This window comes from Flavobacterium sp. HBTb2-11-1, assembly GCF_009826975.1.
Classification (GTDB): Bacteria; Bacteroidota; Bacteroidia; order Flavobacteriales; family Flavobacteriaceae; genus Flavobacterium.
Genome location: NZ_WUMO01000004.1, coordinates 317126 through 332480, shown reverse-complemented (window position 1 = coordinate 332480; position 15355 = coordinate 317126). Strand labels below are relative to the sequence as shown.

The window sequence follows — 15355 nt, the reverse complement described above, 5'->3', positions numbered from 1 at the left end:
ATTTTGTTTGCTATCATGCATTTACCGATCACATCTGTTTTTGCATGAATAAGTTTTTTGTATCCAGCTTTCAATTTAATGAGAGTAACTTAACCCCAAGCGACCATGAATATTGTGCATTTAAATAGAACTCAAAAAGCCGAATCTTTTTTTCCGATTGTTGCCATTAGTTCAGCTTCATCAGAGATTGAAATTCTAAAAAAAGTAATTTCAGAATTTCCAGCAGATTCTAAAATGGCTTATCTTATTATGGAAGATTTGTATTTTCCGCAAACCGAAAATCTAGCATTGGAACTCGAATCGTATTCAGAAATGCCAGTTATAGAAATTGTCAGTTCAGTCGATCTTCATTCAAATCATATCTATGTTATTCCAGCTAATAATTTTCTTGAAATTGAGAATGATTCGCTGGTGCTTAAATCACGAACGAGAAGCAGTAATTCTGCCAACTGCCTCGATTTCTTTTTTGATTCTCTTGCTAGCATTTATAAAAGTTACACCATTGGCCTTGTTATTTCTGGAAGCGCTGTTGATGGTTTTGCCGGACTTAAAAAAGTCAAAGAAATGGGCGGTACTTCTATTGCAATCCTGCACAAAAAGGGAATCCCGAAAAACGATGACACTGGAAATTTTATAGATTACTTTAGTCCGCAAGATCAAGTTTCAGACAAATTAAAAGAAATACAAAACAGTTATTTAGTCAATCACGCTTACCAAGACAATCCAAATAATAGCAACGAAGATGAAGAAAATCTACTTAAAGAAATTACTGCTTTATTACAACTAAGAACAGGAACCAATTTTCAACATTATAAACATCAGACAATTCGAAGACGTATTGCAAAAAGAATGGTGGTTACACATCAGGAAAGCACTCAAAAATACTTGAATATTCTAAAAAACAGCACAGCAGAACAAGACGCTTTGTTTAATGATATTCTTATTCCTGTGACTTATTTTTTTAGAGATACTTCATTTTTCTATCATTTGTGCACAGCCATTTTTCCCACTTTAATAGAAAATGCAAACAATGAAATTTTACGTATTTGGTCTGCGGGCTGCTCGACGGGAGAAGAAGCGTATTCACTGGCAATCTGTTTGCACGAATATTTAGAACAGAACAATAGGCAAAATATAAAAATTCAAATTTTTGCCTCCGATTTATCTGATCATTGCATTGTCAAAGCGCGCTCGGGAGTATACACATTGCAAGATGTAAAAAATATTAGCAGCGAAAGACTCGAAAAATATTTTACAAAAAGAAATAATACATTTCATGTCAATAAAATTATTCAGGACATGTGTGTATTTGCTGTTCATGATTTAACAAAAGATACTTCATTTTCCAAAATAGATCTAATCTGCTGCCGCAATGTTTTAATCTACTTTGATACAGAATTACAAAATCAAGTATTGACTTCCTTTCATTATTCTTTAAGAGATAACGGCTATTTATTTTTAGGAAAAGCAGAAACAGCCCATAATGTGCCGGATTTATTTGCCATAGTGGATAAGCAAGAGAAAATCTATATTCGAAAAAATGAAACGAAACATCCCAAAACTATCCGTTTAGGCTCAAACAGCGATCGAACAAAAAATGTTAGCCCAGAAACGGAAATAGATTATAAAAAAATTGCTTCTGACATTCTTCTTGAAAATTTTTCTCCTGCGGCCGTAATGATAAACGAACAGCTTGAAATTGTTTATTTTCACGGAGACACAAGCCCGTTTTTGCAGCCAGCATCTGGAAAACCAAGTTTTAACATCTTAAATATGGTTCGAGAAGAGATTAGTCTGGAACTTAGAAATGCCATTTTAAAAGCAAGAAACGAGAAAAAAAACTTCTCAGGCGGCCATATTGCTGTAAAAAAGCAATCTTTTTTAACTTCTTTCGAAGTTATTTTTCTTCCTTCAAATCTTGATTTGCTATTGATTGTCTTTTGCAAAAAAACACTCTCGCATTCAGAACTCATTACCAATGCTGAAAGTCCTTCGAACGAATTTCAAAAAGAATTGCATCAGCTTCGAGGCGATTTTAAAAGGGTTACCGAAGAACAGCAGATTTATTTTGAAGAACTGCAGAATACCAACGTAGAATTATTGACTAATACTGAAGAACTACAGCTTATAAACGAAAAACTAACGGCTTCTGCTGAAGAATTGCAGTCAAATAACAAGGAGCTTTCTTTTTTAAATGAAGAATTACAGAACCGTAGGGATGAACTTGCTCTTATGCGAAATTTTTACGAATCTATTGTAAAAACAATCCGAGAGCCCGTAATTATAATTGACCAAAATGCGGCTATAAAAAGCGCCAATCCATCATTTTACAATTACTTTAATACTATTCAAGAAGAAACAGAAGGAATTTCAATTTTTGAAATTGGCTCTTGTCATTGGAACATTCCTGAATTCAAAGAATCTGTGTTGAAGAAAGTAAATCAGGGAGAAACAATAGAAAATTTTAAAATCAATTTTATTCTTGAAAACGGAATAAAAAAAACAATGCTTTTAAATGCCGCTCCAATTATTAATTCTGTACCAGAAGGAATGATTTTAATTGCGCTTGAAGATATTACAGAATTAGAGTCTAGCAACGAATCAATTAAAAATAAAAACCTTGAATTAAAAAGCTACGGCGTACATTTGGAATTATTTACAAATGCCGCGAGCCATAATTTGCTTGAGCCTGGACGAAAAATCTATATGTTTGGAAAAAAGGTTTTAGACTCCGAAAAATTATTGTCGGAATCAGGAAAACATAATTTGCATCGTCTACTGAATACAGCTGTAAATCTGAATCAGCTTATTGAAGATTTACTTAATTATTCTAAAGTAAATTTCAGCGACAAATCTTTTAAGAAAACTGATCTTAATATTGTAGTAAAAAAAGCCATTACCGAACTAAAAAGCATGATTCAAGAGTATAAGGCAGAAATTACTTTCGATGTGCTCCCTATTCTTTTCAGCATTCCCTCCCAGCTGAAACAGCTTTTTTCTCAATTAATAATCAATTCTATTAAATATGCCAAGAAAGATGTAAATCCTCAAATTAAGATAAGTGCAGTACAGCCATCTCCAGAGGAAATTAAACATGTAAATGCCAATTCGAATCGAAATTACACTAAAATCATGATCAAAGACAATGGAATGGGATTTACGAAGGATTTTGAAAATCTAATTTTTGATCCTTTTTATAAACTTCATAGTAACGAAAACCACTATGGAAGCGGATTGGGTTTGACACTCGTACATAAAATCGTTTCCAATCATAATGGTTATATTCAAGTTTCAAGCAAACCGGAAAAAGGAACTATTATTTGTATTTATCTTCCTGTATAAAAAAAGAGCGGAAAAACCACTCTTTTTATTCTTTAATCCGTTTTTGTTTCTTCATTTCCAAAAGTTCGAATATTCATGACAGAATTATCTTTATGTCTGAGCTCTTCGTAATCCGCATCATCTCCCCAATCTCCTGTATTTGGTTTTTGAATTGGGCTATTTGCTTCATTTAATTCTTCACCCTTATTCTCGTCATTCGGAAAATACATATGATATCCCAAAATAGGATCCCAATTTGCTTCTTGAGTACGATCAATGCCATCTTGGAATAAATCGCTGTTTTCATTTCTTGCATTCATTTTCTACTGTTTTTTTATACCATCAGAAATTGAAAGTATGATTATTACCTCGTTTCATAAAACATTAAAATTCAATAAATTAAGCGAAGTATTTGTTATATCATTTTGGAGAAAATTTATAAGATTCTGTTTTATAGTGTTTTTATTTTGTTTCGCCATTTTGATTTGTATTGTTCGGCAGAATGTTTCAGTGACCAGTATTCTATTATGGTCTGTATAGTTTCTTTAAATTTTTCATCGCTGTAAGGCGTAATAAAATAACTCTTTGCAGGTATTGCATAAGTATCTATGACAAAAGAACTGGTAAACAAAATAGAATAAAAAAGGCAAGGACATTTCATCTTCCTTAATATTGTTTTTTTATAACTGGATTGTCTGTCATCTTCATTGAATTGCAATACATTGGAAAATAACAAAAAAGGTATATTTTTTTGAGCAGCCATATACAACATAGCCTCAGCAAAGGTGTTGAAACAAAGCAGAGTATTCCTGAGTTCCAAATCTGAAATAATTTCCTGAAACAAAAGACGATTTTCTTTGTTTTCTTCTATTACAATTATACTTCCTTTTATATTCATGATTATAATCTTTTGGGTTAGACATTCAGAATATTCTCATTTTCAAAGTTCATATTTTAAAAATCTTTCATTTATATAATTGTTAGTATGTTTTTACATAATTCCCACACTAAACCCTTCAAACAATTGATTTTTAAACCATTATATGCTAAATAAAAAAGTGGGAATAATGAAAGATTTGCCTAAAATTATATAAGTAGAGAACGGGAAGCCATTATATTTTGCGCAAAAATTTAATCCTTAACCCCAACAACATGAACAACTTATATTTTAAAATTATCGCAATCGTCATTTTAATAAGTTTCAATTACAGCTGCGACGCACTTTGCAATGACGAAGATTCTCCTAGCGCTAAAAAAGAAGCGGCAGTACTTAAAAAAGCAGATAGCTTAAATGTTTCTATAACTGACTAATAGTAAAAATAAAACGGCCTGTAAATCAATATTTACAGGCCGTTTTTTAACAATCTAAAATCTGAAAAAAAAGTCTTTTTAAAAAGTCACCAGTTTTACTCCCAAAGTAAACCAGCGTGATGGCAATGGCACCGCCCCTACTTCATAATAAGTGGCATTAAAAATATTCTGGCCATCTAAGAAAATAGTGAATTTGTTAATCGCTTGACTTACTCTAAAATCATTTACCCAGTAAGAAGGTCCTGTAATTCTTTCGTTGAAACGAGTTGCAAACATTACAGACAGGTTTTTAAACTGATAATCTATTGTATTGGTAATTTGATGTTTTAATGAAGAAATTGCATATTTTGAATACGTTTCTGTACGTGTCGTCTTAAATTCAGAATCTAAATAAGTATAGGCTAACAAAATGCTTAATCTAGAATCTTTAGAGAAATCAAATCTGTAATTTCCGCGTAAATTAATTCCGTTTGTGTTCAAATCTCCTTTGTTCTGGCTCTGCCAAGGCACATTTGTAGCATTACGCATCCAGTCGATATAATTGTCTATTTTTCTGTAGAAATAATTAGCGTTCAAGCTCAAAGCTCTTTTATTGTATTTAAATCCAATTTCGCTTTGAAAAGCATTTTCTGAATCTAAATCTGGATTCCCGATATTTCCGGTCTGCTTCAGATACAAATCGGTAAACGACGGAATTCTTTGGCTTGTTCCTACATTTCCAATGATTTTAAATGCGTCGGTAATAGCATAACTAGCATCGATTCCTGGATAGATTTGCCATTTATAATCTGAATTATAGTTTAAATACGTTCCGATATTGACATCCAATTTTTCAGTAAAGCTTCTTCTGTATTCTGCATAAAGTCCAACATTTTCACGATCGTGGTCTCCAATGTTCGAAGAATGAATATTTTCGTTTCTGAATTCAGCACCAAAACCAATTTCTCCTTTAGATAATTTAACCGTAGAATTCAATTCTCCCGCAATAGAATTGGTATAATGCTGACTTCTTCCAACAGCTAGATTTGAATTTCCTAAATAACGGTAATCATCATAATTGTATCGGTACGTAACTCTCGGCATGATTTTCCAGCTATCTGTAATTTGATGATTCGACTGAATGTTGGCATACGTAGTCTGAACAATTTCAGTAGAATTTTTATCTCCCGGCGCAGCGTAAAATCCGTTTGCTCCAAATCCATTTTTGATATAACCTGCAGAACCTAAGATTTCGTTCTTATCATTTATCTGAACATTTCCTTGGTAGAAAATTTTATTGTTTTCAAAAGCTGTATTATAACGGTAACCATTGCTTTTATCGTGCGAAGCAAAAAGCAAGTGCTGTTGTTTTTCTTTGCCTAAAACAGCTCCCGCCTGAACGCCAGTTCCGTAAAATGTATCGCCAGTGTCCTGAGTATCTTTTTCGAAGTTAGAGCCTGCATAAGTGCTTACTAAAAATCCAGAATCGGTTGGTTTTTTGGTAATGATATTAATCGCTCCAGTTAAACTGTTGATTCCGTAAATTCTAGCCGCTGGTCCGCGGACTACTTCAATTCTTTCAATTGCTTCAACCGGAAGAGGCAGATTGAGCATGTTATGAGCCGTTTGCGAGTCGATTACTTTTGCTCCGTTTAATAGAACAACAGTCTGCTCAAAACTTCCTCCGTCAACACTAATGTCAGCTTGAGTTCCAAAAGGTCCTCTTTGTCTGATATCTACTCCATTAGCATATTGCAATACTTCTTGCAAGGTTCTTCCAGGCAATTTCTTTATGGTTTCGCTCGAAATAACGTAAACATTTCTGTTTTGCTTAGAAATAGGCGTATTAAAACGGCCTTCATTAATAATAACTTCATCCATTTGGTTGATGGAATCCTGCTTTGTCTGTGCGTAAAAATTGGTACAAATTACTGTAAAGACAGCAAAATAGATTTTTTTCATTTTGGCTTATTATTTTTTTGGCAAAAGTAATTCCTTACCGTACCAATAAAGCATACCAGTTTTATAATTATAGCTAGTCCGGATGATATTATGATCTATTTTGCTAAAAACTAAGCAAAAGTGAGAGATATTACTTATAAATCAAATGTTTAGCACACATATTTGAATGCAGCCTAACCTTTCTTTCAGCTATTCTGATTTCTTCTTGGGTTTATTATTTAGCCACAAATTCACATATTATTTCAAATAATTGGAATAATTCATTGTGCTTACCAAACACACAGATTATACAAAATAATTCGTGAATTCGTGGCTAAAAAAATCATCTATTAATCTGTCTCCAAATTTTAGCACTAAAATCGTCTTTGTACATTAATCTGTTGGTTCTCGTTGGATTTACACGATTCGTCAGAATAATTAAAAATCGGTTGGTGTTTCTATTCATAAAGAAAAAAGTTCCCGTAAAACCTGTATGCCCAAAATCATCTTTTGTAAAAAACTCATCCGGTTTTCTTTTATCAAAACCTAAACCTCTATAAATTCCTTCTTTTGCAAGCGGAGAATCTGTAAACTCTTTTACAACATTTGCTTTTAGAATCTGTTTTCCTTTATAAGTTCCGTTGTTCATTAACATTTTACAGATTACAGCAATCGATTCTGCATTGGCAAACAAACCTGCATTTCCAGAAACGCCTCCAAAAATTGCCGCGGCTTCATCGTGCACATAACCTTTAACTGTATCTTTTCTAAAAAAATGATCTACTTCAGTTGGCATTACGTTATCGATCGAAGTCCATTTTAACGGATTATATCCAATCTTTGAAATGCCTAATTCTGTATAAATTTCATTTGTAAACTGATCGAGTTTTTTTCCTGTTTGAGTTTCAATCATTTGTTTCACCAAAAGCAAGTTTAAATCGCTGTACAAATATTTCCCTCTCGGATTGGTATTTGCTTTCGCAATCCTTTCGTAAACTGATGGATAAAATTCTGGATTCAGCCACATATTTTTATAAATCTGAACCCAATTTTGTTTCGGTTCAAAAACCAAATACTTTGAGTCGTAAACAATGTTTTTGTTCACATACATATTATCAAACTGCTCAACATATTGCTCCGATTTTTGATTGCTCAACAAAGGCGAATTATCTGGCGTAGAAAGCAATGCCTGATAAAAAGTGATACTTGGCGTTAGTCCAGAAGTATGCGTTAAAAGTTCAAAAAGCGTTAAATCTGCAATGGCTGTATTTTTATACATTGGAACAATTTGGCCAACTTGATCTGTAAGTTTTAGTTTATGGTCTCCAACCAAACGCATCGAAACAATCGTCGCTCCAAGAACTTTAGACATCGAAGCCAAATCGAAAACATCGTCAGATTTCACCAATTGCTTTTTCGTATAATCATGATATCCATAATTTTTTGAAATCAGAACTTCATCTTTAGTTCCAACAATAATTTGCGCACCAGGAAAAAAGCCTTTTTCGAGCGCATTTGTCATCATTGAGTCGATATAAACTTCATTTCGCTTTAAATCGAAAGACTGCTTTGCATTTTTCTGGGAATGACTTTTTGTTCCCACAAAAATCAAGGAAATGATTATAATTTTAACACCAATATTTTTCATAGTACTACGGATTAATTTTTAAGTCCTGCGCTGCCATCAAAGGCTCGTTATTGGTTCCCTTAATTTGTATTCTAACTGCTTTTACAGGTTGTTTTGGATAAATTGACGCATTTCCGTAATCAAAATTATCGCCTTTTATGAAATCCGTTCCGTTGTATGAAAACTCAACGTAACCGTCATTTATTATAAATCTCGGATGATGTGGAATTCCAGTTAAAACATCTATTTTAGAAGATGTTACAGGAGTTGTAAAGGTATACAAAATCCAATCGCCATCTTTGCACGCAACATCGGTGCGCAAGTAAGATTCTTCATTGTAATCTTGTAGATTCGAAATTGGAAACTTCGGATTTTCTGCCATCGAAGAAGTCACTTTAACTTCTGGTTCCTGATATGGCGAACAATTGAATTTTACGTTTGCCGCTGACTTTTTCTCTTCTTTATTTTCAACAGTAAAATCTAATCGATACGTATTTTTTTCGTTATAATTTCCAATTACAAATCTCAAACGAGGTTTTGCTTTTAACGCTTTTTCGTCTGCATAAGTCTGAATCAATTTATCATTTTCAAAAAGCGAAACACTTTTGATTGTTCCGTTTGCTCCATCATCTGCTGGATTAAAATTCAGATACCAAATTCCTTTTTTATCAACATGCTCTGAGATATTTTCTGAAATCGTTAAAACTTCTGCTTTCGATGTATTCCAATTGGCAACAGGCAATTTTTCAGCTTTTACAGCTGGACTTGCCGAAGTCTCATTAAAGAAAACTCTAAACCTATATTGCTCATAATTTTCTGTCTGAATTGGTTCGGTATACAAAGGCGACTGTCTTGTAGGCTCGTTTCCATCTTTGTCAAAGCGAACAACCGCACCTTCATAAGGCGGCGTTACTGTGATTGTTCCATTTTTATAAATCGCTGTTGGAGGAAAATCTCTAAAAGCAATTCCCATATCGGCTAATCTTTTCAAATGGCTGTTGGTTAATCTTCCATAAAAATCATCCCAGTTTTTATCTTCTTTTTTAGACCAGCCAATTTCAGCCAAAGCGCTTATTCTTGGATAACTCTGGTATTCCATGATTCTTGCAGGGCGATCCAAATATTCACTCCATAAAGCACCTTGAACTCCAACTATATTTTTTTGTTCTTCAGGAGTTAAATCGGTATCTGGAATTGGTTCAAACGAATACGCTCTTTTTGTATCCGTAATTGCCGCCCAACGGTGACCACGTTCTGTTTCAGATTGTGCCATGTCAAAATACAAAAATTGTCCCGGTATCATGATGGTCTTATATCCTTTTTTTGCCGATTCAATTCCGTAACTAATGCCTTGCCAAGCAGAAATCAGTGTGTTTGGATCAATTTCTCCTCCTTTTAGGATTTCATTCCAGCCATCTGTTTTTTTATGGTATTTATCAACGATTTTTTGAACCCTTCTAAAGAAATAATTCTGAAGCTGAAAACTATCTGTAAAACCTTCTTTTGCCATCAAAGCTTTACATTTTGGGCATTGTTCCCAATTGGCACGATTGACTTCGTCTCCTGCAACATGAATATATTCAAAGGGAAACAATCCAGATACTTCTCTAATTATTGAATCTAAAAGGTCATAGTTTTCCTCTCGACCAACACACCAAACATTTTTTACTTCTCCTTGAACACTTTTAAGTTCCTGACTTATTTCACATCCAATTTCTGGATATGACGCTGTAACTGCTCTCGAATGTCCTGGAATTTCGATTTCTGGCATTACCGAAATACCGCGATTTGCCGCATAAGCTACGACTTCTTTAATGTCTTCTTGCGTATAAAAACCTCCATAACGTTTGTCTCCAGAACCGTAAGATGGCAATAAGACTTCGCCAGGACCTCTCCAAGCACCTTTTAAAGTCAAATCTGGCATCGATTTGATTTCGATTCTCCAGCCATTATCATCTGTTAAATGCCAATGAAAAACATTCATTTTATGTGCCGCGAGCCAATCGATATAATTTTTTACGGTTTGTTTGTCAAAAAATTGTCTTGAACAATCGAGCATCATACCTCGCCAGTCAAAACGTGGATAATCTTTTATTTTTACAAACGGAAGAGTTCCTTTTTTAACTTCTTTTGCAGAGCAAATTTGCAGGAAAGTCTGGAATCCGTTTAAAACTCCTTTATCCGTTTTTCCTTTTATGAAAATGCCACTTTGGTTTATTTCCAATTGATACCCTTCATTTGGAAGATCCAATTTCTTATCTACTAGAAATGAAATGTTATTTTTTCCGTGTTTTTTTCCAATGGAAACAATCGGATTAATTCCAGTACTTTTTGAAACACCTGCTGCAATATAATCGGCGCTATTTTTTACTTTCTTATCTACAACAATTTTTAAAGACGAAGGCAAAACAAATTGTCCTGTGCTTTGTTGAACGGATACAGGTTTTGGTATTATATCCAGTTTTTGGGCTTGTACAATACTAAGCGAACTTAGAAATATGGCTAATAGAAGAATACTTTTTTTCATCTTTTTTATATTTTATTTTGTTGAAAATTCTATCGGACTGCTTTCTGTCTGGGTCTGGCTCAAGGCAGTGAGCGCATAAACATAGTTTTCCAAATTGGCATTTGCCACTTCTAGTTTTAAAGCTGTTGTCACATAATAAATATTCTCAGGATTTGAGAAATCTGTGATTTTCCCTTTCAGAAATCTGTAAATGACATATTTCTTGTCATTAAATGCAGCTTTCCAAGTTAAAATTGCATTATTGCCTTTTTTGGCAATTACAGCATTTGTTGGCGGTTCTGGTTTTAATCTTGCAATTCTGTTTGCTTCTGGAGTTAAAGCGATATACTTGTATTCTTTTTCAACGAGAGGTTTTCTAAGCGTATCTCCTTTTTTCAGAAAATTAGAAGCTGTAAAGTGCATCGAGCCTTCAATTTGAGGGAATTTACGAATCATTTCAATCTGCTTCACAATTTGATCCGAACTTCTCCATTCTGGTTCTTTCGCAGTATTCGAAATTTTATAATCGCCATGCCCGACATAAACATTTGCCCCATATTTATGTTCTGCCCACCATTTTGCCAGAACTTCAAAGTTTGCTCTGTCAAAACCAATGTGCCAATAGATTTGAGGCGTTACATAATCAATCCAGTTTTCTTTTTGCCATTTTAAGATATTAGCATACAAATCATCATAATTGGTAGCTCCTGCTCTCGTATTAGAACCTTGAGAATCTTTGGCAATATTTCGCCATACTCCAAAAGGCGAAATTCCGAATTCAACTTCTGGTTTATTGGCTATTATAGTATCTCTTATTTGTTTGATAATCAAATCAACATTGTCTCTTCTCCAATCCTCTTTATCTTTAAACTGACGTGGTTCTTTAGCGAAAGCTTTTTCATCAGGAAACTCTTGACCTTCAATTTTATACGGATAAAAATAATCGTCCATGTGAACGGCCTGAATATCATATTTGCGAACAATTTCGCCAACTACAGAAGCAACAAAATTTCTTGTTTCCTGCAATCCCGGATTAAAATATCTGGCTTTCCCGTACGTCAGGAAAAGGTCTGGTCTTTTAAAATATAAATGATTTTTTGAAAGTACGTCTCTAACGGTATCTTTCTGAACACGATACGGATTCAGCCAAACGTGCACATTCATGCCGCGTTTTCCTGCTTCATCAATCATCATCTGTAGCGGGTCAAAACCCGGAGCAACGCCTTGAGTTCCTGTTATCCAATGCGATGCTGGTTCTTTTGTCGATTTGTAATACGCATCGGCAGTTGGACGGATTTGAAAAATGACTGTATTCAAATTATAAGAACGTAGATTATCCAAAATGGCAATCATTTCGCTCTTCATTTCTTTGTCTGACAAACCTGGTTTAGAGGGCCAGTCTATATTTTCTACAGTAGAAATCCAAGCTGCACGCATTTCTCTTTTTGGAGATTGCTGACTGAAAATTTGGGTATGAATCAGCAAAATTAGAATTACAATTTTTAGGCTTTTCATGATCATGTATTTTGTGTCGTGAATATTTAACTGCAAAGAGCGCAGGGATTTACGCAATGTCCGCTAAGTTTTTGTTTTTTCAATCTCGCAAAGTCGCAGAGACGCAAAGATTTAATCTTTCTATTCTATTTTTCTCTCGCAGATTTGTCAGATCTAACAGATTTAATTCGTGGGAATTCTGTTATTCTTAAAAAATATTTTTTAATCCTTTTATGACGATAGCTATCGGAGTGGTTAAAATACCTAACAGGTTTTGAAACCTGTTAGGATGACATTTCTTAGTTAAGCAGATAAATCCCGCCTTCAATCAGCGATGCCCAGACTTGTCCTTTATCATCAATTGTAAAGCCATTTACGCTTGAACTTCCTAGGTTAATTTGCTTTATAATCTCAAATTTAGAAGCATCTACAATCAAAACTTCTCCTTTTCTGCTTCCTACGTATATTTTGTTTTTGTTTTCTAATATTGCTGCCGGATTGTGTTCGTATCCAAGTTTTAAATCTAACACTTTACTTTGGTTCACCAGATTTTCTTCTGTAAGTTCAAGATCATCGCTAAGAGGCAATCTTAGTAATAAACCGTCCATTGTTTTACCGTAAAACCATTTTCCATCTTGGCTTTTTCCCATCGATTCTCTAATTTTCCATTTCTGCGTTCTTAAAAGCGTTTTTCCTGTTTCAATATCCAAAATGGTCAAAAAACGTTGTGGAGTAACAAAATAAAGTCGGTTTTTTGTCGAAACCATATTCACATTTCCAGCCGAATACAAAATTTGTTTATCATTGCCATTGTTCCATTTCCAGATCAATTTTCCTGTGTTTTTATCCAGACAATACACATACGAATCCCAAACTCCAAAAATTATTTTATCGCCTTGAATTAACGGCGTTCCTTGCGAATATGACGCTGGCAAATTATTCTGCCAGATTGTTTTACCACTCACAGCATCTGCGCAAATAAATGCTGTAGAACTCGCCGTATAAATTTTATTATTTTCTGCAATTGGCGAGCCTACCAAAACGCCGCCAACAGGAATTGTCCATTTTTGTTTGCCAGACTGTGTGTCAAATCCTACTAGGTTTCCTTCTATTGTACCGATAACCAAATTATTTTTTACGATGATTGGCGAAAAATAAATTGAATTTCCTGTCTCAGTTTTCCAATTTAAAGCTTTATTCTTAAGGTTTATAGATTTTATTTCGCCGATAGAATTCGTAAAATAAACACTCTTTTTGTCAAATGCCGGAAGGCTGTAAATTGAGGCAATATCTTTTATATAAGGAGATTGCATTGCCAAACTATCTTTAGGAATTACAATTTTCGAAGGCTTGGACGGAACCGAAAATCTAAAAACTGCAGATTTATCTATTTCTTTTTGATAGATACTGATGCTGTCTTTGCTGATAATTACTTGATTATAACTTTTTGTTTTTCCGTCTAGAGAAGTTATTGATGTTCCCATTATACCGCTCAAACCAGAGAAATCATATTTGCGTAAGGTGTGTCCGTGACCGCAAAAAGTAGCGACGGTTGGGTATTTTTCTAAAACAGAAAGCACTTCTTTGTAATTGCTCACGCTGTTATCTAACGGATAATGAGCAAAATTCAATACTTTTTTATTATTGTTTTTAAGATTGTCTTTTAGGGTTTTATCAAGCCAAAGCACATCTTCGTGTTTTACAAAACCATCACCCATTTTCATATAAGGTCCACATGGAAAACCGATGAAAAGATAATCACCTTTTGAAAACACAAAACGGTCTTCACCAAATATTTTTTTATAAGTCAAGCCGGCGCTTTCGCTCCAGTTGGTTTCGTGATTTCCTGAAATTACATAATACGGAATTTTCAATTTAGAGAGAATCGAATGCACTTGTTTTAATTCGTCATCGGCACCTCTATTGGTCAAATCACCAGTTACAACCGCAAATTCGAAATCTGAATTATTGATTTCTTTTACAATATCCTGCAATAAAAAATCATTTTCATTTCCTACCGAAACGTGTAAATCTGTGAGCTGCACAAATTTGATCTGTTCTGATTTTTCTATATTTTGAGCAAAACTTGTTGTGATTACAAAAATTAGCAGTATTCTGGAAAATAGATTTTTCATTGGTAATTTTATTTAATTAAACTATAATTTATTTAGAATCTAATGCCGTTTAAGGTATGTTAGTTGTAATTCTTTGGCAAAAAAATACCTAACAGGTTTATAAAACCTGTTAGGATAACCAACCAAAATTTATGTATTCCGACATGTGTGGAACCGAAATACACTTTAGGATTACTTTGTTTTTAGATTTTCATTAAAGAAATCATGAAAAAACAAAAGCTGATATTTTAAAGAATTCTCCCAGTATTTCAGATTATGTTCTCCTGGACGTTCTATATAATCGTGATTTATTTTTTGAGCCAGCATTTTTGCATGAAGCTCTCTGTTAACGGTCATGAAAAAATCATCAACTCCACAGTCAATAATTAGTTTTAGTTTGTTGTCTTTCACCAAATCGAGCATATTGGTAACCGTATTTTTATCCCAGTTTTCAGGATGTTCCGTAATGGTTCCCAACCTTTTTTTGATGTCCCAATTTTCAGGAAACGGACGAAAATCTACTCCACCACTCATACTTCCTGCCGCTCCAAATACATCCTGATGCTTAAATGACAAGTATAAAGCGCCGTGACCACCCATGCTCAAACCCGAAATCGCTCTAGCTTTACGATCTGCAATTGTTCTGTACTGTTTATCAATAAACGGAACCAATTCTTTTACAACATAAGTTTCATATTTAAAACTCGGATCAATCGGACTATCAAAATACCAGCTTGAATAATTCCCGTCTACTCCAACCACTATAAAACCATATTGATCCACTTGTTTTCCTAATTCCTTAAAATCTTTTGCCCATGAAGCATAATTTCCGCTATAACCATGAAGCAAATAAACTACTGGAAATGCTTTCTTACTCTTTTTATAATGGTCCGGAACTACTACGCAAGTTTTAATATTCTTCTGCATCGAAGCACTAAAAACCTGCAATGTATCAACCTTTGCTGCTCTGGCTGTAAAAATTAAAAGCAGTAATACGATTGAGTAAATTATTTTTTTCATAATTGATGTTTTTATAAAATAATATTTTTGAAAAGTACTGGT

The 15355-nt window shown here is 33.9% G+C and carries 10 protein-coding genes; 2 read left to right on the top strand and 8 right to left on the bottom strand.

What is annotated here, in order from left to right:
• Positions 1-105 precede the first annotated feature (105 nt).
• Positions 106-3342 carry a CheR family methyltransferase gene (locus tag GR162_RS10850; protein WP_160782164.1) on the top strand — a complete coding sequence of 1079 codons (3237 nt, stop codon included), beginning with the start codon at positions 106-108 and terminating at the stop codon, positions 3340-3342.
• 32 nt (positions 3343-3374) lie between these two features.
• Here the strand turns inward: GR162_RS10850 and GR162_RS10845 are convergent, their stop codons facing one another.
• The gene (locus tag GR162_RS10845; RefSeq protein ID WP_160782163.1) at positions 3375-3641 is read right to left on the bottom strand and encodes a hypothetical protein; all 267 of its coding nucleotides are present in this window, start codon (positions 3639-3641) and stop codon (positions 3375-3377) included.
• Positions 3642-3772: 131 nt separating this feature from the next.
• Positions 3773-4219: a hypothetical protein gene (locus GR162_RS10840; RefSeq protein ID WP_066033924.1), complete on the bottom strand. Its 447-nt coding sequence runs from the start codon at positions 4217-4219 to the stop codon at positions 3773-3775.
• A gap of 254 nt (positions 4220-4473) precedes the next feature.
• Between GR162_RS10840 and GR162_RS10835 the strand changes: the two genes are divergently transcribed.
• Positions 4474-4632, top strand: a complete 159-nt coding sequence (locus tag GR162_RS10835) for a hypothetical protein (RefSeq protein ID WP_160782162.1) — start codon at positions 4474-4476, stop codon at positions 4630-4632.
• A 78-nt stretch (positions 4633-4710) separates the two neighbouring features.
• Here GR162_RS10835 and GR162_RS10830 read toward each other — a convergent pair whose 3' ends face one another.
• From GR162_RS10830 to GR162_RS10805, 6 genes are all read right to left on the bottom strand, one after another.
• The gene (locus GR162_RS10830; protein WP_160782161.1) at positions 4711-6573 is read right to left on the bottom strand and encodes a TonB-dependent siderophore receptor; all 1863 of its coding nucleotides are present in this window, start codon (positions 6571-6573) and stop codon (positions 4711-4713) included.
• Positions 6574-6895: 322 nt separating this feature from the next.
• Positions 6896-8200: a serine hydrolase gene (locus tag GR162_RS10825; protein WP_160782160.1), complete on the bottom strand. Its 1305-nt coding sequence runs from the start codon at positions 8198-8200 to the stop codon at positions 6896-6898.
• A 4-nt stretch (positions 8201-8204) separates the two neighbouring features.
• Positions 8205-10706 (bottom strand): beta-N-acetylhexosaminidase, encoded by a 2502-nt coding sequence (locus GR162_RS10820; protein ID WP_160782159.1) that lies wholly within the window; start codon positions 10704-10706, stop codon positions 8205-8207.
• A gap of 12 nt (positions 10707-10718) precedes the next feature.
• Positions 10719-12200 (bottom strand): glycoside hydrolase family 10 protein, encoded by a 1482-nt coding sequence (locus GR162_RS10815; RefSeq protein ID WP_160782158.1) that lies wholly within the window; start codon positions 12198-12200, stop codon positions 10719-10721.
• Between the two features lie 278 nt (positions 12201-12478).
• Positions 12479-14314 carry a PQQ-binding-like beta-propeller repeat protein gene (locus GR162_RS10810; protein WP_160782157.1) on the bottom strand — a complete coding sequence of 612 codons (1836 nt, stop codon included), beginning with the start codon at positions 14312-14314 and terminating at the stop codon, positions 12479-12481.
• Between the two features lie 171 nt (positions 14315-14485).
• A complete protein-coding gene (locus GR162_RS10805; RefSeq protein ID WP_160782156.1) occupies positions 14486-15313 on the bottom strand; it encodes an alpha/beta hydrolase family protein in 828 nt (275 codons plus the stop codon).
• Positions 15314-15355 lie beyond the last annotated feature (42 nt).

Bases quoted from the DNA above. Each gene is read 5' to 3' on its own strand.
- GR162_RS10820 (WP_160782159.1), bottom strand. From the start codon at position 10,706: ATGAAAAAAAGTATTCTTCTATTAGCCATATTTCTAAGTTCGCTTAGT.
- GR162_RS10850 (WP_160782164.1), top strand. From the start codon at position 106: ATGAATATTGTGCATTTAAATAGAACTCAAAAAGCCGAATCTTTTTTT.
- GR162_RS10815 (WP_160782158.1), bottom strand. From the start codon at position 12,200: ATGAAAAGCCTAAAAATTGTAATTCTAATTTTGCTGATTCATACCCAA.
- GR162_RS10840 (WP_066033924.1), bottom strand. From the start codon at position 4,219: ATGAATATAAAAGGAAGTATAATTGTAATAGAAGAAAACAAAGAAAAT.
- GR162_RS10835 (WP_160782162.1), top strand. From the start codon at position 4,474: ATGAACAACTTATATTTTAAAATTATCGCAATCGTCATTTTAATAAGT.
- GR162_RS10805 (WP_160782156.1), bottom strand. From the start codon at position 15,313: ATGAAAAAAATAATTTACTCAATCGTATTACTGCTTTTAATTTTTACA.
- GR162_RS10845 (WP_160782163.1), bottom strand. From the start codon at position 3,641: ATGAATGCAAGAAATGAAAACAGCGATTTATTCCAAGATGGCATTGAT.
- GR162_RS10825 (WP_160782160.1), bottom strand. From the start codon at position 8,200: ATGAAAAATATTGGTGTTAAAATTATAATCATTTCCTTGATTTTTGTG.
- GR162_RS10810 (WP_160782157.1), bottom strand. From the start codon at position 14,314: ATGAAAAATCTATTTTCCAGAATACTGCTAATTTTTGTAATCACAACA.
- GR162_RS10830 (WP_160782161.1), bottom strand. From the start codon at position 6,573: ATGAAAAAAATCTATTTTGCTGTCTTTACAGTAATTTGTACCAATTTT.